15 protein-coding genes are annotated in these 17293 nt (G+C 40.9%); 8 read left to right on the top strand and 7 right to left on the bottom strand.

Features of this window, described 5'->3' with window-relative positions:
* Window positions 1-177 precede the first annotated feature (177 nt).
* Window positions 178-2076 carry a beta-ketoacyl synthase gene (locus CWB85_RS05525; protein WP_138554328.1) on the bottom strand — a complete coding sequence of 633 codons (1899 nt, stop codon included), beginning with the start codon at window positions 2074-2076 and terminating at the stop codon, window positions 178-180.
* A 126-nt stretch (window positions 2077-2202) separates the two neighbouring features.
* Here CWB85_RS05525 and CWB85_RS05530 point away from each other — a divergent pair, with 126 nt between their 5' ends.
* Complete coding sequence (locus CWB85_RS05530; protein WP_016707275.1) at window positions 2203-3228, top strand: GlxA family transcriptional regulator; 1026 nt, start codon at window positions 2203-2205, stop codon at window positions 3226-3228.
* Between the two features lie 18 nt (window positions 3229-3246).
* On the opposite strand, the gene CWB85_RS05535 is transcribed toward CWB85_RS05530, so the two are convergent.
* From CWB85_RS05535 to CWB85_RS05560, 6 genes are all read right to left on the bottom strand, one after another.
* Window positions 3247-3762 carry an MgtC/SapB family protein gene (locus CWB85_RS05535; RefSeq protein WP_016707276.1) on the bottom strand — a complete coding sequence of 172 codons (516 nt, stop codon included), beginning with the start codon at window positions 3760-3762 and terminating at the stop codon, window positions 3247-3249.
* Between the two features lie 14 nt (window positions 3763-3776).
* Window positions 3777-4883, bottom strand: coding sequence for a GNAT family N-acetyltransferase/peptidase C39 family protein (locus CWB85_RS05540; RefSeq protein ID WP_138554329.1), 1107 nt, complete (start codon window positions 4881-4883; stop codon window positions 3777-3779).
* The gene (locus CWB85_RS05545; RefSeq protein ID WP_016707278.1) at window positions 4883-6277 is read right to left on the bottom strand and encodes a RimK family ATP-grasp domain-containing protein; all 1395 of its coding nucleotides are present in this window, start codon (window positions 6275-6277) and stop codon (window positions 4883-4885) included. The genes CWB85_RS05540 and CWB85_RS05545 overlap by 1 nt, the downstream gene beginning before the upstream one ends.
* Window positions 6278-6528: 251 nt before the next feature.
* Window positions 6529-7005, bottom strand: coding sequence for a GreA/GreB family elongation factor (locus tag CWB85_RS05550; protein WP_016707279.1), 477 nt, complete (start codon window positions 7003-7005; stop codon window positions 6529-6531).
* A gap of 193 nt (window positions 7006-7198) precedes the next feature.
* Window positions 7199-7867, bottom strand: a complete 669-nt coding sequence (locus CWB85_RS05555) for a DUF2987 domain-containing protein (protein WP_138554330.1) — start codon at window positions 7865-7867, stop codon at window positions 7199-7201.
* Complete coding sequence (locus CWB85_RS05560) at window positions 7860-8666, bottom strand: glucosaminidase domain-containing protein (RefSeq protein ID WP_138554331.1); 807 nt, start codon at window positions 8664-8666, stop codon at window positions 7860-7862. Before CWB85_RS05560 ends, CWB85_RS05555 begins: the two co-directional genes overlap by 8 nt.
* A 176-nt stretch (window positions 8667-8842) precedes the next feature.
* Here CWB85_RS05560 and CWB85_RS05565 point away from each other — a divergent pair, with 176 nt between their 5' ends.
* The 7 genes from CWB85_RS05565 (at window position 8843) to hflD (ending at window position 17276) form a co-directional block, all read left to right on the top strand.
* Complete coding sequence (locus tag CWB85_RS05565) at window positions 8843-10132, top strand: anti-phage deoxyguanosine triphosphatase (RefSeq protein ID WP_138554332.1); 1290 nt, start codon at window positions 8843-8845, stop codon at window positions 10130-10132.
* 90 nt (window positions 10133-10222) lie between these two features.
* The gene (locus CWB85_RS05570) at window positions 10223-11317 is read left to right on the top strand and encodes a DUF481 domain-containing protein (protein ID WP_138554333.1); all 1095 of its coding nucleotides are present in this window, start codon (window positions 10223-10225) and stop codon (window positions 11315-11317) included.
* A gap of 10 nt (window positions 11318-11327) precedes the next feature.
* Entirely contained in the window at window positions 11328-12725 is a 1398-nt protein-coding gene (locus CWB85_RS05575; RefSeq protein WP_138554334.1) for a DcaP family trimeric outer membrane transporter, read from the top strand.
* Window positions 12726-12896: 171 nt separating this feature from the next.
* Entirely contained in the window at window positions 12897-13208 is a 312-nt protein-coding gene (locus CWB85_RS05580) for an Mpo1-like protein (RefSeq protein WP_138554335.1), read from the top strand.
* Window positions 13209-13361: 153 nt separating this feature from the next.
* On the top strand, window positions 13362-15209 hold the full coding sequence (locus tag CWB85_RS05585; RefSeq protein WP_138554336.1) for an ABC transporter ATP-binding protein: 1848 nt from the start codon (window positions 13362-13364) through the stop codon (window positions 15207-15209).
* A gap of 364 nt (window positions 15210-15573) precedes the next feature.
* A complete protein-coding gene (mnmA, locus tag CWB85_RS05590; RefSeq protein ID WP_138554337.1) occupies window positions 15574-16674 on the top strand; it encodes a tRNA 2-thiouridine(34) synthase MnmA in 1101 nt (366 codons plus the stop codon).
* A complete protein-coding gene (gene hflD / locus CWB85_RS05595; protein WP_138554338.1) occupies window positions 16674-17276 on the top strand; it encodes a high frequency lysogenization protein HflD in 603 nt (200 codons plus the stop codon). The genes mnmA and hflD overlap by 1 nt, the downstream gene beginning before the upstream one ends.
* Window positions 17277-17293 lie beyond the last annotated feature (17 nt).

The raw sequence follows: 17293 nt of genomic DNA on the forward strand, positions 1-17293 counted from the left end.
CAAACATTGGCCTCTTTAATAGGGTGAAATTATAACAAGGAAAAATGACAGATCGCGTAAACTGCGGTGATTCAACAAAAAAATGCAGCCAATGACAATTTGAAAACTTTATAGGGCTAATATTTATACATTAAAAAAGGCGCTATAAAAGCGCCTTGCCATTCAAGAATTATGTGCTTAAAACATATCTTGATAAGGATTGGTTTTAGTAAATGATATTGCTTTGTCAAAACCTGGGATCTGCATATCAGTTTCAGAAATAACAATGTCATTCTCTTCAATCATGCCATCACCAAAGCGATAAATAAGGTCATACTGACCTAAATCCGCTTGTTGCTGATAACTGGCTTGCGCAGCCGCAACGCTGTTATTGGCCACTGTGTATGCGTTCATTACATCACTGCCATGACGCTTTGCTAACATTTCCATGGTGACTTTAGGTGATAACACTGTCGCTGTCGCATTATTACCGCCAAAGCCTTTTGAATTGATAAAAGCAATGTCCATATCTGTACATTGGTAATGTGTTGTACGAATATCTAAATGTTGGTCATACACATCATCTGCCACTTTATCTATAGTGGTAATACCCGGCATAATATTGTGGCTAAATACACCCAATGCCATGGCTAACTGATCGCCACTAGCAGGAGCAATAGTGTGCCCAACATACGCTTTAGGCGCAGCAACTTTCCAGTTATCAATTGCAAAGGTTTGCGCTACTCGATGATAAATTAGCGATTCAGTCACACGGTTTTGCGGCGTACTTGATCCATGCGCTAAAATAAAACTGCGTTGTTGAACCGCTTCAGTGCCTAAAATATTAGCCGCTAATGCCACCGATTTTGCCATAGTAATGTAGTTACCAGGTCCTGGTGCTGTGATCGACTTTTTCACTCCATCGGCATTCACAAATACATCCGCTACTGCTCCCATAATATCTGCACCTAATGCTAATGCGAGCGCATCATCCATCAGGATAGCCACTTGTGCACCTTCACCGATTGTAAAGCCACAGTTTTCACCAAATGGACGGCTTGTACGGCGATGATCAACCGTCTCTGTATTATCTAAACGCTTTAGGCCTTCTTCGTTAGCCAGTGCGCCCATATTGCCAAAACCTTCAATGATCTCAGGTGTAATAGCACATTCAGAAGACGCTACAACAGCTACACGAGTACGCCCAGCTTGAATATCATTAACAGCGGCACGCAGATTATATAAAAACGTCGCGCAGGCACCGGAGGTGGTAAACGTAGTACCGACATTACCAGTTACATAGGCATTGATAAAATCGGTAGACATGGTATTTAAACCCAGTGCCAACTGCTTAGTGCTGACCCGCTCGCCTTGTTGGCGCGAACGAATTAAACCACCAAAACCTTCATCATTGACCTGCCCTGCTACAGATGCTGAATAGGTACCAATTTGGTCTGGCTCAACACTGTTCATAATATGCTGCCAATCAAGCCCTGTTGAGCGTATCGCATCCGTAGCAGCGAAAATTGTGGCTTGTAAACCACGTGGTTGGTAACGGCTATTGTACATAATGGCCGGATCAAAACCTGTTGGTAACTGACCTGCGGCTTTAATGGGGTTATCACGGGTGCTGTCATGCTTTATGTCTAGCTCAGCCGCAATAGTGACTTTAACTTTTTTATCAGTAATGTCTTCAACTATCCAACTTGACGGTACTGGTTGCGGTAAGTCACGACGACGTGCTTCAAATACAATCGCTTGCTCATCGCTAAGCGTTAATGTCATTTTTTGTTGCCATGGCGTCGCATCAACATCAAAATGATTTTTTTCAATTTTACGGATCAAAGTCCCCGCGATAATCTGTTCGCCAAACTGAGCCTCTATATCGCTTTGTTTAATTGAGTTACCGTGTTGATCTTTTAATTCGCCCTCTTGTAAAGAAACAAGATTCATTAAAGTCGCTAAGCCTAGAAACGTTTCTTGGCGTGCGTCGCCTGCTAAATTGTCTAACACGATACGACGATAACCTTGATGAAATGAGGTACGGCCCGCGGCGTTAATTCCGCCCATGCCGACAATAACGGGTAATGCTGTCATAATTTACCTTGAGAAAACGTGTTATAGGAGAAGTAACTAGTTTAGATGGATTTTACTGTAAGCATTGTGCTTAAATAGCCAAATAACAAGCTTAATAGGCCAGTAGCGACTGGTCGGAGCAATTAAATGGACAACAACTTCAAAGATAGCCCGTTACAGATCAGTATGTTGGTCTATCAGCATTTATTGATCACCAGTTTAACACTGCCCATCGAAATGCTTAGAGCAGGTGAAGCCTACGCAAAAGGTCATGCAAAAGGCCATTCAACCGCAACGCAATTTCGACCATTGCAGATCAATTTGATAGCTGAAGATCGACAGCCAATCCAAAATCGCAGTGGTTTGGCGATTATACCCGAATACACCTATGCCAATGCACCATACAGTGATTTGATCATAGTGCCCGGTATTTGGCGTAACCCGCGCCCCGTTGTTAGGGCAAACCAAGGGCTTGTGAAGTGGCTAACTTGTAGTTGGCAACAGGGTAGCTCGATTATTGGGGTCGGCACTGGTAACTGCTTAGTGGCTGAGGCAACGCTATTAAATGGTCATCCAGCAACAACTCACTGGCATTATGCAGAACAATTTAAACGCGATTACCCACAGGTATTACTCAAACCTGACTTTTTCATCACTCAGTCAGAACGTTTATACAGTGTGGCAAGTTTGAATGCATTAGCGGATGTCATTGTGCACATTATTAGTCAATACTATGGACAAGCTGCCGCTCAACATGTTGAACGTAACTTTTCTCATGAAATACGAAAACCTTATGAAGATCAGCGCTACCTTGAAGGTGCGGTGGATCGCCATCCCGACGAACTCATCGCTCAAATTCAATTTTGGCTAAAAAACAACTTAGCCACAGAACAAAGCTTAACCGAAGTGGCCCAATTATTTGGCTTAAGCTATCGCTCGTTTACACGACGCTTTAGAGTAGCCACCAATCAAAGTCCGATTGAATACTGGCAACAACTACGAGTGCAAACGGCAAAGGAGCTTTTAGCGTCATCAAACTTGTCGATTCAAGAAGTCGCATTAGAGGTGGGCTATAACGATCAGGGACATTTAACCCGAGTGTTTAAAAAGTTACTCTCGCAAACCCCTAGCGATTATCGCAACGTGGTCAGAAGAAAGTTATTTGGCAATTAATGATACAAATAACGCCACTTAATCGTGGCGTTCAGCTTCTTTTTTATTACTTCTGTAATACCGTTTTGAGTAAATTTTCACATGGCGATGTACACCTTTGCTCAAACTTTTGAATTTCGCTTCAAGTACATCAACACCATATAAAATACCCACCACGAGAATAGACAATTTAATCGCTGCCAGTAAATTATTCGTTGCAATCACAACTCCTATGGATGCCAATACCCAGATCGTTGCGGCCGATGTCACCCCCACCACAGCGCCATCTTTCGCAAGCATGACTCCAGCGCCTAAAAAGCCAATCCCAGTGATGATTTGACCAACCACCCGCGAATGGTCAATTACATCACCATGGAGCATAAACGCGGTGGCTAAAAACAAATACGTACCCAATATGATCAACACAGAGGTGCGGATCCCAACGGGTTTGCCTCGTAATTGCCGCTCCATGCCTATTAAGGCGCCACAAAAAGCCGCGCTACCAATTGCTGACCACGAATAAGGGGTAATATCTACTAATTCAAAAAAACTCACTCAACATCCTAAAATTACTTTATTTTTATAGCCAGTGCGGTACTCAAACGAGAGCTGCCAAAACTCGCCATTTTTACAAAATCACTTTTTGCAATGGGTACATGCTGGCAATCAATCGCTAGTTGTTTATCGTTTTCACAAAACGGATCATGCACATACAAGCAATGTTCATCTAGATGGGTCACACACACCCAATGAGGCGATTTTTTACCATCAAAGCGATATGTACTGATCAACAACACCACAGCCATTTTTTCAGCCAGCCAGCGCTCGATATGTTCCAGTGATAATTCCTGATATTTAACATCGAGTTTATGATTAATGGCTTCAACTACAAATTGATTATGCACAGTATGCAAAATCGCTTTTTTGTTGTCGTTTCTCACGCCATCTACAAATAAAGTATCACGGGTATTAATAACCACTTCAGCCTTAAAGCCACGTTTATTTGCCGCTAGTGCAAGCCCTAATGGATGACAACCACCATGTCCTGAAGTCATGAAAATAGTCGTTGCTTCACGCCATATCGCAAGTTCACTGACCTGGGTGATCACTGCTTTTTTTAGTGATGACATGGCCATCAATAACGCAGCAGGCCCACATGTAAACTCCGTGGTTTGCTGATACCAAGGAGTTTCTCGTGTAAACTCAAGTTCATTGGTGTTACGAATGTTTTTTTGCATTCGTAGCGCATCGCTATGGTCGTCGTAATAATCACTGTATTGCCCGAATACCCGATACCCCAGTTTCTTATACAAGGCAATGGCGGCTAAATTATTTACCGCCACTTCAAGGCGCATAAACACCCTACCGCGCTCTGCAGTAGCACGTTCAAGTGAACTTAGTAACTGCTGTGCAAGACCTTTCCCCTGCGCCTGCGGTGCTACTGCAAGTGAGTATAAACGAGCTAAACGAGTGCCTTTGTGACACCATACTAAACCATAGCCAAGCAATTGATTGTTTGATTCGACAACCTGCAAAATTCCATGCTTAGCCGCGATCCAACGTTTCAAACTGCGGGCACTTAACCGATCTTGACTAAAGCTTTGTTGCTCTATTGCAAGTAATGCCTTTAAATCAGCGTCTGTGGCAACTCGCACTGCCACATCATGAACAGACATTAACCTCGACCTCGAGCTTCAAGACGTTGCTTAAATTCATCCATAATAAGCATGTATAATTCATCACCTAAGTAGGCATCTTCTACTTTATGATCAATACTTGGGTTGTCGTTCACTTCTAGCACATAAGCACGGCCTTGATGCTCTTTAACATCAACACCATATAAACCTTTCCCCACTGTTTTGCAGGCTTTTAAAGCAGCATCAAGCACCGCTTTAGGTAGCTCAAAAGTAGGTAATGTTTCAAAGCCACCTGAGAAGAAGCGTTTTGCGTCGTGGTTATAGATTTGCCAATGGTTACGTGCCATTAAATAACGACATGCATAAATAGCACGGCCATTTAACACCCCTACTCGCCAATCATACTCGGTATACATGTATTCTTGCGCTAATACTAAGGCGCTAAATTCAAACAGCTCATTTAATTTTGCAACCAACTCAGTGCGATCAGCTACTTTATACACCCCTTTAGAGAACGAGCCTTCAGGCATCTTCAGTACTAATGGGTAAGTAAAAGTATTTTCAAGCTGAGTAATGGTGTCGTCATTTTGATCTGCAACCACTAATGTTTTTAAACTCGGCACTTTTTGATAATTAAACGCATCATGTAAATACACTTTATTACAGCAACGCAAAATAGAGTCAGCATCATCGATGACCACTAAACCTAAGCTTTGCGCTTTACTTGCCAGACGATAGGTTGGATGATCTATCGCCGTTGTTTGACGAATAAATAACGCATCAAACTGAGCAATATTATCTATCTCATCAAAACTAAGCGCTTGCGCATGAATACCGTGTTTAGCAGCAGCTTTAATAAATCGGGCAATCGCATCTTTATCACTTGGTGGTACTTTCTCATTGTGATCAACCAAAATCGCCATATCCCAACGGTAACGCTTTTGAGTGCTACTGATCCGCCATTGTGTTTGCGTGAATTCAGTTAGTTTAGCTACAAACTCATGGTGTTGTTCAGCATTAAGAGACGCCAAAGAACCTTGTTTTAGTAGCCCTTGTTGATCTACAAATAAAATCGGTGCTGGGTATTGTTTGAATACCGATTTAGCTGCTTTGTTTTGTAGCTCATTGACAGCCTGACCAAAGTAAACTGCATCAGTCAGCACGCCTATGCTTAGCATTAATGTTTGACCACTGCGTAACGCATTAATGGTTTTCACACTTGGTAAAACTTGATGTTTCCGTGCTTCAGCAAGTAATGAACAATAATAGCCTTTACTCAAGTACTGACTTGAGTCGCATAAATTAATTATGCGTGTTTTTGGCTCATTATGTTTTGGGTAATCTCGTAAGTAGGTATTGAAGGTAATTACGTTTTCGAATGAGTGAGCAAGAGACTGCTCGTTGTTATCAACCACGATCAAGGTTTTAAACACGACTTTTCCTAAAATAAGTCAAAATAAAAATGAATGTAAATAGAAACACCCATACTGCTAAGTAATAATTGTGCGTAGCACGTGTACTTAACAGGATGGGTGCTTTAGATTTAGCTACTGCTTAATCTACAGGTGATTTATAAAGGGTTTTGCAGCCTCTTTCCAACGAATAATTTTTGGCGTTAAGATAAGTAAATTTAATCAATCTCAGTTCAGCGATTAACAGCTTAGCGAATCGACTTGAAATAAAGCTAACTGATTGAAATTATTTCCAAAAGCGTTGTGTTATTTGCTACTGTAAAACTAAGCTCATCATTTTGTTGCTTGTTTATGAGTAGTTTCCCTAATGGTGATTGTGGGGTCAGTACATACACTAAGGTGTTTTTTATTTTTATGCTTAAACCGCCTGACAGTGGCCCTATAAAATACCATTTGAGATTTTCATCTTCATCACAAATACACACCAATGACCCGATTGTAACCTGCTTTGAAGTCGGTGTTTTAAATGCTTTTTCAAATTCAATTATGCTTAAGTGACAATCATTCACCCGTTCGGCTTGCCCTTGTGCTAAATACGCCGCTTCAAGCCCTAGTGTATCGTACTTATTTTCAGCAATGTTTTCTTCATGGATAGCAGTATCGTAAGCTGTTTTAGCCGCAGCCTGTGCGGTTGCTAGTTGGGCCTCTAGAGCAAAACGTAAACACTCAATTACATGGTTTTTATTCATAGTTTAATAGATTAATTTCAATCAGTTATACAGGTATCTAAGCCTGCCATCGGCTGCGTTTAACAAGCAAGCCACGCAAACCAAGCACTGAATACCACAGTGCTTGGCCATCTTTTATACCAATCGTGTTAAGTTACTGAGCAACTATAGCTCGCTATAATGGTTAAATATTTAAGTCGATTGGTATTACTTACTATTTAGCAATCCAAGGAGTTACTTTTAATAATGGTGTTGTAATATCAAAAGCAAATTTATCATCTTCCCACTCGTCAGTAACACTGACATGGCAAATTGCATCTTGGCAACTAAAAGCAGGATCAGCAATGGTAACGGGGGAGCTAAATGTTAATACCACCCCTTTTTGTTCAGGTAACAAAAAGCTCATTAGTTTACTGATAAAAAAGCCTGATAAATCAGAAAGCAAGTCATCAAACTCTTGGTCAAGCTGATACAATTGATGTTTATTTAAATTACTGTTGGAAAATTCACGCGCTTCAATCTGTAATTTTAACTGACAATCATGATTTTTATTTTGTGGTTCAATTACAACCACAGCTTTGTTTGTATCAAGCTGTTTATCGTAGGGTAATAATAACTGGGCGTGTTCAGTATAATTGAGAGCAAATTCTTCACGCTCAGTAATTATACGTCCACTTTCAATTAAACATTCGTCATTAGTCGCTATGTCAGTTATATAAAAGTTAACTTGAGCAAATTGAAAATCCCCTTTATTAACCACTTTTAAACGGTCATAAAAACCATCATAAGAGACCACAAACTCTTTTGCGTGTAGGTTAAAAGTGGCCAGAAGCGCAATTACTGTGGCAATTACATAACTAAAACTAAATACTGGATTATTCATCAAAGTAAGCTCTATTGTGGTTGATCATCTGATTTAATTCTTCAATATACGCTTCACCACGTTCAGAATATGACGTGAGCCCGTAGCTCAATTCAGTGGCTGAAATCGGCTGTTGTTGCTGACGTAAATCGGCGCGAATACTACGTAATTGCTTATAAGCTGCATGCGTATTTATATTTCTAAAATACGAATTAACGGCGGCGCGAACTGATTTAAATGCTGCCACTTCATGCTCAGCCCCATCATTACGGCGGTTTGGCACCATACCGCATCCTTTGCTATAACACCATTGCCCAAAAAAATTCAAACCAATACGAGCAAACCGCGAGGTTCCCCATGCTGACTCGTTAGCAGCTTGCATCAATGCGAGTTCCTTTGGAATAATATCTACTCGACGCAGAGCTTGCTTTAATGCCAATCGATCAATGGTTTTGGGTAATTTATAGCTGTTTAAAATCGTTTTAACTTGTTTTGTTTGACTAGCACTCAATGGCTCATCGTATTGCAGCATCATAAGCGCAATTTCTAAGGTAGCCCTTTGTTGTAAAATCTTTTTATTTTCAGCTTCAATGTGTGGGCGAATAAAGTCAAAAAATGCATGTTTCTTTTCTTTAACATCAACAAACCCATTAAAATCGGGTAGTTTTACAGAGTGTAGTGGCTTTTCTGGTTTTTTTATCGGGGGTTTAGTTGCAATTGTTTCACTGTCAATTAACGAAGTCGATTTTTCTATGAATGGGTAAATTAATGCCCAAATAAAAAATAGGCTAACAATTAAACGAAATAGGAACTTAAGCATGTATTCTCTCAAAAAAACTAACATATATGCATGGTATATCCACATGCATGTGACCCGCCATTATACCTAACACCGCAAATAAAGGCGAATATCCCCATTTGGGTGATTTATAATCTAAAAAAATCGGCTACAATTAAGTTCATATAAACCTTAAAGAAGTTTTGGATGTTCATTTAATGGAATTCGCTTGGCAAAGTCGTATTATTGATCAAAATAAACACCGCCCTAATGATAACCGTTCACCATGGCAGGTCGATCGTTCCCGCATAATCCATGCAGCTGCATTTCGTCGTTTACAAGCAAAGACGCAAATAATGGGTATAGGGCTTAATGATTTTCATCGTACACGATTAACCCATTCTTTAGAGGTGTCGCAAATTGGTAGCGGTTTACTTCGTCATTTAGAAAAGCAACACCCTGACTTCACTCATTTCCCCGATCCGAGCTTACTCGAAACATTATGTCTAGCTCATGATATAGGTCATCCTCCCTATGGTCATGGTGGTGAAATCGCGCTTAATTACATGATGCGTGAACACGGCGGTTTTGAAGGTAACGCACAAACGCTAAGAATTGTATCAAAGTTAGAACCCTACAGTGATGGCCACGGTATGAACCTAACGCGGCGCACTTTACTCGGGTTTATAAAGTACCCAGCTTTTATTAATGATTTATGGCATACCATTCCTCATCATGATCCACTGCGTGCCTACATAAAGGCGGATGACTGGCGACCTGCAAAAGGCCTATATCAAGATGATCAAGAAACCTTTGATTGGATTATTGCCCCCCTGTCTTCTACTGATAAACAGCGCTTAGGCCAGTTTAATGTGATTGATGAATTTAGATCTAAAACCAATTTCAAGTCCCTTGACGCAGCGATCATGGAACTTGCTGATGATATAGCCTATGCAGTGCATGATCTTGAAGACGCCATTGCAACAGAACAAATTACCTTAAAGGAATGGCAAAATCATGCTTTACCAGCACTTGCTCAAGTAGAGTGTGACTGGCTTGTACACAGCCAGTTAACCGAGCGGTTATTTTTAGGTAGTGAAGCACATAGAAAAGATGTGATCGGTGAGCTTGTAAACCTCTTTATCACCCAATCATCAATCATTAACACAGAAATAGGGTTTGAAAACCCGATATTGAATCACACTGTCACTTTAGCGCCATGCTACCAACACTTACTCGATACTTTAAAGTCTTTCATTTATCAACGGTTGATCAGAGCCTCTCATATGCAGCAAATTGAATTTAAAGGACAAAAGTTAATCATTGAGTTATTTGAAGCATTTGCTTGTGAGCCTTTACGGCTTTTGCCTGAAACGACTGCGAACATATTTCGCCGCGTACAACAACAAAACGGCAATACGCAACGGGTAATTTGTGACTACTTAAGTGGTATGACAGATGAATATGCGTTTAAAACGCATCAACGCTTGTTTTCAAGTAATAATTAAACACTCAGCGTCCCCAAAGCTATACATTTATTTTAGCTTGGACTAGCATTACGTTGATTTATAGAAACTGCAATAATCAAGGATTGTACAATGAAAATATTGCCAGTAGCGCTCGCTATCGCTTCCATGACATCTTTTGGCTGTTTCGCAGCAACTAAAAATCCAGATCCCCATTTGGATGAACAACGCGCCATTGTAAAAGAAAGTGAAAAATATGACTGGGTGAGACTCACATCGGGGGAGTGGCTCAAAGGTGATATCAAGGCCTACTACGATAAACAGCTTGAATTTGAGAGTGATGTACTCGATACCCTCTATATTGATAGAGATGATATTTTCATGGTTATTTCAGGGCGCAGTCACTCTGTTCGTTTTAATGACGGAACAGTACTTGAAGGCCCACTCAATATTTCCGGTGGTTATGTAGTCGTTGGTATGAGCCGACCCGATCAGTACAAGTACAGTGATTTAGTTTCTGTGGCCCCCTCATTTGACGATGCCCTAAGTGCATGGAGTATCAAAGTGGGGATCGGGGCAAATATCAGTAAAGGTAATACTGAACAAACAGAATATTCTGCCTCTGTTGATATTAAACGTCGAACTGCAACAAATCGCTTGCTAATTAATGGACTTGCTGACCGAACTTCAAATGACAATGAAGTAACTGAAAATAATATTCGCGCTAGCGGCACATTTGACTGGTTTTACACTAAGTCACTGTATTTCAGACCAATCTCCTTTGAATACTTTCGTGACCCGTTTCAAAATATTGCCCACAAATACACTGTCGGGGCTGGTATTGGTTACTATTTAATTGATACGGATAAAACCGAATGGGATATCGGTATGGGTCCTGCGTACCAACGTACCGAGTTTGATGATGTTGTCGAAGGTACAGACACCACTAATTCATCGAGTTCCTTCTATATTGAGTCTCACACAGAATATGAACTCACTTCTAATATTGATTTAACCTTTGACTATAAATTTACCTTTGCTGAAACCGCAGCTGGTGGTAATGCCCAAGCGGCAAAAGCAGGAGCATCATTTGATATTACCGATGACATCGATTTTGATATTTCATTTGTATGGGATCACCTAAAATCGCCAATTGCGAATGCTGATGGCACTATTCCAGAAAAAGATGACTACAAAATGGTTGTACAATTAGGTATAGAACTTTAAGGACATACAGATGAAGATATTTCATCACTCAGTTTGTGCAACTGCTGTAGCAACGATTTTAAGCTTACAACCTGTGCTTGCTAATGAAACAGATAAACGCCTTGATCAACTGGAAAAACGTTTAGCTGAACTTGAGCAGCAAGTCGCTCAAAAAGATCGTAAAATTGAAGAGCTAGAACGAGAGACCGTGGTTACTGCACACCTAGCTGATAAAGCGGCAGAAGTGGCCATTTCGTCGGCATTATTCACACGTTTTTTAGAGCGGCCAAGCTATCAATTTGACGCCCCCGACAAGAGTATTCAACTCACTAACTCTGATACCACTTTACAGATTGGCGGACAAATTTGGTTAGATGCAATTTACAACAGTGGCGAAATGACCAATAGAGCGGGTTTTCAACCTTCTTCTATTGCGTATGACGAAGGAGCAACCCACGATAAAACCACCCTCAGTGCTGGACAATCTAACCTAACTATTAATAGCTCCACCCCCACTCAATACGGTGCAATGACCACCCGTTTTGGTGTTGACTTATTTGACTCCCAAGGAAATGCAAAATTTAATCTTACACATTTGTGGGGAGAGCTCGGTAATTGGGGGGCTGGGCAAACGTTTTCTGGTTTTATGGACATAGATGCGTTTCCAAATATCATGGATTATTGGGGCCCAAATTCAGTGGTCTTCGCTCGCCAACCGCAACTGCGCTATAACCTTCATACCAACACAGATGATAAATTCATGTTCACCATTGAAAAGTCAGATGCCGATTTAGCTTTGCCTAATTTTGTCACGGGTAATGACTTTTTATACGTAGAGCAAAATGACTTACCTGATATTACAGCCAGCTACATCAATGGCTTTACAAAAGGCTATATTAAATCATCGATTATTTTGCGCCAACTTGGTTATGAGACCAGTAGCAGCGATGACAAGGTAATTGGCTGGGGTATTAACGTCTCGGGTAAATACGCCATAGACCGCAAAAACACCCTAAAATATCAGCTTACTCATGGCGAAGGCATCGGCCGCTACATCAATGATGCCTGCTGCAGTTATTATGCAGATGGCACTGCGGATGGCGTTGCAACAGGTGGCAGTGATGCGGGAGTCGATATTAATGGCAAACTGCAAGCAATCCCAATCACCGTTGGCTACGCCTATTTAGATCACCAATGGAGTGATAAATACACCAGCTCTATCGGTTTTGGCTACGTTGAGATTGATAACATTGATTCACAGCGAAGTCGCGCGCTTAGCAGTTCATTTTACTCAAACGTTAATTTGATCTGGAACCCAACCCCAATGTCTCGCGTTGGTGTTGAACTACAATACGGTAAAGTTGAAAGTTTTGGTAACGAAGATGCTGATAACGTAAGGCTACAAACATCAATTGGTTTTAAATATTAATAAGGAAGTACCATGATGACAAAATTACAAGCCTGTTTGTAAGTACAATTTACTAAACTATCGATGAACCACCTTTATTCAGTTTATTGAGTTGGATAAATACTCAACGTTCGCCGAAATAAATGCCTCACAGGTATTGTTGACTATTAACAACATAAAAAGATAAGTAATATGAAAAGTACCCCAGAATTTACCAGTTTTAAACGCTTTTACCCTTTCTACTTACAAGAGCATAGAAATGCCACTTGCCGTCGTCTGCATTTTGCTGGTAGTTTTTTAATCCTCCTTGTCATTTTATACGCGTTGTTTAGCCAGCAATTTTCGTTATTGTGGTTATTACCTATTATTGGCTACGGTTTTGCGTGGGTTGGCCATTTTTTCTTTGAAAAAAACCGCCCTGCGACATTCAAACATCCGCTCTATAGCTTGTTGGGAGATTGGGTAATGTTTAAAGACATGTTGGTTGGGAAAATAAAGTGGTAATTCCATGATAGCGAGTCGAAGTTAAAATCGTGGGCTACAAATCAACACGACTACCTCGCCTAATATTAAACACAAACAGTTCGTTATCTAATTCTGTTTTTGTCGCTTTTCAATGATATAGTTAACGTCATTTTAGCTATTCAAGATATTAGAATGTATCGATTATTTGAACGGATGACCAAGCCGTTTCCAGAGCAACAACCGACTCAACCGCCAACAACCTTGTTTGCCTTTTGCCGCCACTATACAAAGGGCATGGAAGTTTCATTATTCTTTATGTCATTAAGTGCGGCGTTATTGGCTATTTTAGAAGTGTCTTTATTTAGTTACATGGGCCAACTTGTTGATTGGCTGAGTATCTATACGCCTGAAACATTATTTGTTGAGCAAAAGTCCGAACTCATAAAAATGGCGGTTGTATTACTTATCGTCTTGCCAACCGTGGTGTTTTTTCATTCTGCGATACTACACCAAGCTTTATTGGGGAATTACCCCATGTCCATTCGTTGGCTTGCACACCGTTACCTACTGCGTCAAAGCGTCAGCTTTTATCAAAACGAATTTGCAGGACGTATTGCTACCAAAGTCATGCAAACCTCGCTTGCAGTTCGTGAAACGGTAATGAAATTACTCGATGTACTTATGTACATCGTTGTCTATTTTGGTGCTATGGTATTTTTAGTTGCAGAAGCAGACTGGCGGTTAATGATCCCACTCTTGGTATGGTTAGCTTTGTATATTTTGATTCAAATGTACTACGTGCCTAAACTTAAAAAAGTAGCCAGTTCACAAGCTGATGCCCGCTCAGAAATGACAGGCCGTATCGTTGATAGCTACACCAATATTTCCACTATTAAATTGTTTTCCTACACACAACGTGAAGAACAGTATGCAAAAGACAGTATGGATGTATTTTTACAACCTGTTTATAAACAAATGCGTTTAGTAACGAGCTTAAATTTTGCCATTCAAACCCTAAATTACTTTTTAGTATTTAGCGTTGCAGCCCTATCATTATATTTATGGACCTTGAGCGCTATTAGTGCGGGAGCAATTGCGATTGCCGTGAGCTTAGCACTGCGTTTAAACGGCATGGCACAGTGGATCATGTGGGAAATTAGCGGATTATTTGAAAATATCGGTACTGTCGCCGATGGTATGAAAACCCTTTCTAATCCAATAGAAGTTGATGACCTGCCAAATGCTGGCACACTGAAAGTCAGCAGCGGTGCAATTGACTTTAGCAACGTGCATTTTAATTATGGCAAAGCAGCAAATGAAACCAACCGCGGTGCAGTGATCAATCACTTAAATCTAAATATAAAAGCCGGTGAAAAAATAGGCTTAGTAGGACGCTCAGGCGCCGGTAAATCAACTCTGGTTAATTTATTATTGCGCTTTTACGATGTGGATAGCGGCAGTATTAATATTGATGGTCAAGACATCTCAAAAGTGAGCCAAGAAAGCTTACGACAGTACATTGCAATGGTTACACAAGACACCTCTTTACTACACCGCTCAGTAAAAGAAAATATCTTATATGGCCGACCTGACGCCAGTGATGAAGAGATGCTACGCGCCGCCAAGCAAGCCAAAGCACTTGAGTTTATTGACGATCTTGAAGACAGCAAAGGCAATAAAGGCTTTGCCGCACAAGTAGGTGAGCGTGGTGTAAAACTCTCCGGCGGGCAACGTCAACGTATCGCCATCGCCCGCGTGCTGCTGAAAAATGCCCCGATACTGATTTTAGATGAAGCAACCAGCGCACTTGACTCCGAAGTCGAAGCAGCCATTCAAGCAAGTCTTGATGACTTAATGACCGGCAAAACCGTGATCGCAATTGCTCACCGCCTATCCACTATCGCACAAATGGATAGGCTTATCGTGCTTGATGACGGCGGGATTGTAGAGCAAGGCAGTCATGATGAACTATTAGCGCAAAATGGTATTTATGCTGCTTTATGGGCACATCAAACCGGCGGTTTTATTGGCGTAGAGTAATTTTACCTAGCCATAACACAAGGTTAAGTTTCAAAATCCAAGCGCTGTTTTTTTGAAACTTAACCTGCCACATGCCATTACAAAAAATTTTGTCGTTTTTAAACCAACCCGTTGGGCGTTTCACAGGTAGTTACTCTCGGCGTTGTTACTTCTTAAAAGGGACCGCCATTGTTGCAAAGTAACGCCTTGATATTAAGCCCCTGTGAAACGCTGAATTCTGCATCTTGAGGTGGTTTGGGTATGCTGCTATAATCGCGGCCTTTCATAGCCTGCGTAATTTGTCAGAGTGTCTTTTCTTGAGCCCTGTAATGCGTATAAACGCTAGTAGTTTAAATGACAGTAACCTGTATAAGCGAAATTATCCATGAGCGAAAATAGTCACATTAAAGTCATCGTTGGCATGTCCGGCGGTGTTGATTCTTCTGTATCAGCTTATTTATTAAAACAACAAGGCTATCACGTTGAAGGCCTGTTTATGAAGAACTGGGAAGAAGACGATAATGATGAATATTGCGCTGCGGCAGATGATTTAAAAGATGCCCAAGCAGTCTGTGACAAGCTAGGGATTGAGCTACATACAGTAAACTTTGCTGCAGAATATTGGGATAACGTGTTTGAATATTTCCTTGCTGAGTATAAAGCGGGCCGTACACCGAACCCTGACATCATGTGTAATAAAGAAATCAAGTTCAAAGCTTTCTTAGAGTTTGCTGCAGGTGCACTTGGCGCTGATTATATTGCAACAGGCCATTATGTACGTCGTGAATTGCGCGATGACAAATACGTAATGTGCCGTGGCCTTGATGATAATAAAGATCAAAGTTACTTCTTATATACATTAAGCCATGAACATATTGCACAAACATTGTTTCCGGTGGGTGATATTGCCAAACCAGAAGTACGGCGCATTGCTGAAGAGCAAGATTTAATTACCCACGATAAAAAAGACAGCACCGGTATTTGCTTTATCGGCGAACGTAAATTTAAAGACTTTTTACAAAAATTCTTACCTGCGCAGCCTGGAACTATCGAAGATACAGACGGCAATAATGTAGGTGAGCACGAAGGTTTGATGTATCACACATTAGGCCAACGTAAAGGTTTACTTATTGGCGGCATGAAAGAAGGCTCAGGCGAACCTTGGTACGTGGTTGATAAAGATATTGAGCGTAATGTATTAGTGGTTGGTCAAGGTAAAGATCACCCTCGCCTTTACAGCAATGGTTTAAATGCCAACCAATTACACTGGGTTGACCGTATTGGACCTAAAGGCACTACGCGCTGCACAGTAAAAACACGTTATCGCCAAGAAGACATCAACTGTACTCTGCTGGTTGGTGATGATGGTGTAGCAAGAGTGTTATTCGATGAACCGCAAAAAGCCGTCACTCCAGGTCAATCAGCAGTATTTTATGCCAATGAAGTGTGTTTGGGCGGTGGTATCATTGATTCGGTGATCAAATAATGACTGAAAACCAAGTTATGGCGCTGGCCGCAATGTGCCAAGCAGCTAAACAAGTACAAAAAATAGCGCAATACGGCAGTAGTAACGATTACGAGTTAGAAAAGCTCTTAAACAGCATAGTAGAAACATCACCAGAAACACCCAGCGATGTTTACCAAGGCACTGAAAACCTAAGAGAAGGCTATAAAATATTAGTTAATCAACTCAGTACTGGTGAAAATAAAGATGTAGAAATCGTCAAATACGTTGGCGGTTTAATGCAACTTGAACGCGCTTTAAGCGCCAAAGCAAGCAGCTTAACAGAACTTGGCAAAGGTATTGAAGATGTTAAGCGACGCCTTAATCACTTTGCCATCACCGATGACACCGTGATCGCTGCCCTTGCCGATATTTATTCAAAGGTGCTTAGCCCCCTTGGGCACCGAATTCAGGTTTATGGCAAACCTGATTTATTAAAACAGCAATTAGTACAACACAAAATACGTGCGTTATTATTAGCAGGTATTCGCAGTGCAGTATTATGGCGACAAATGGGCGGTAAACGCCGTCATTTTTTCTTTGCAAAAAGAAAAATTATCGCCATTGCTAAAAACCATATTTAATTATCGTTCAAAACTAA

The sequence above is a fragment of the Pseudoalteromonas sp. S1727 genome (assembly GCF_005886375.1).
Lineage (GTDB): Bacteria > Pseudomonadota > Gammaproteobacteria > Enterobacterales > Alteromonadaceae > Pseudoalteromonas > Pseudoalteromonas haloplanktis.

Excerpts from the sequence above, each read along its gene's own strand:
- CWB85_RS05525 (WP_138554328.1), bottom strand. The coding sequence starts at position 2,076 with ATGACAGCATTACCCGTTATTGTCGGCATGGGCGGAATTAACGCCGCG.
- CWB85_RS05530 (WP_016707275.1), top strand. The coding sequence starts at position 2,203 with ATGGACAACAACTTCAAAGATAGCCCGTTACAGATCAGTATGTTGGTC.
- CWB85_RS05540 (WP_138554329.1), bottom strand. The coding sequence starts at position 4,883 with ATGTCTGTTCATGATGTGGCAGTGCGAGTTGCCACAGACGCTGATTTA.
- CWB85_RS05550 (WP_016707279.1), bottom strand. The coding sequence starts at position 7,005 with ATGAATAAAAACCATGTAATTGAGTGTTTACGTTTTGCTCTAGAGGCC.
- CWB85_RS05555 (WP_138554330.1), bottom strand. The coding sequence starts at position 7,867 with ATGAATAATCCAGTATTTAGTTTTAGTTATGTAATTGCCACAGTAATT.
- CWB85_RS05560 (WP_138554331.1), bottom strand. The coding sequence starts at position 8,666 with ATGCTTAAGTTCCTATTTCGTTTAATTGTTAGCCTATTTTTTATTTGG.
- CWB85_RS05565 (WP_138554332.1), top strand. The coding sequence starts at position 8,843 with ATGGAATTCGCTTGGCAAAGTCGTATTATTGATCAAAATAAACACCGC.
- CWB85_RS05570 (WP_138554333.1), top strand. The coding sequence starts at position 10,223 with ATGAAAATATTGCCAGTAGCGCTCGCTATCGCTTCCATGACATCTTTT.
- CWB85_RS05575 (WP_138554334.1), top strand. The coding sequence starts at position 11,328 with ATGAAGATATTTCATCACTCAGTTTGTGCAACTGCTGTAGCAACGATT.
- CWB85_RS05580 (WP_138554335.1), top strand. The coding sequence starts at position 12,897 with ATGAAAAGTACCCCAGAATTTACCAGTTTTAAACGCTTTTACCCTTTC.
- CWB85_RS05585 (WP_138554336.1), top strand. The coding sequence starts at position 13,362 with ATGTATCGATTATTTGAACGGATGACCAAGCCGTTTCCAGAGCAACAA.
- mnmA (WP_138554337.1), top strand. The coding sequence starts at position 15,574 with ATGAGCGAAAATAGTCACATTAAAGTCATCGTTGGCATGTCCGGCGGT.
- hflD (WP_138554338.1), top strand. The coding sequence starts at position 16,674 with ATGACTGAAAACCAAGTTATGGCGCTGGCCGCAATGTGCCAAGCAGCT.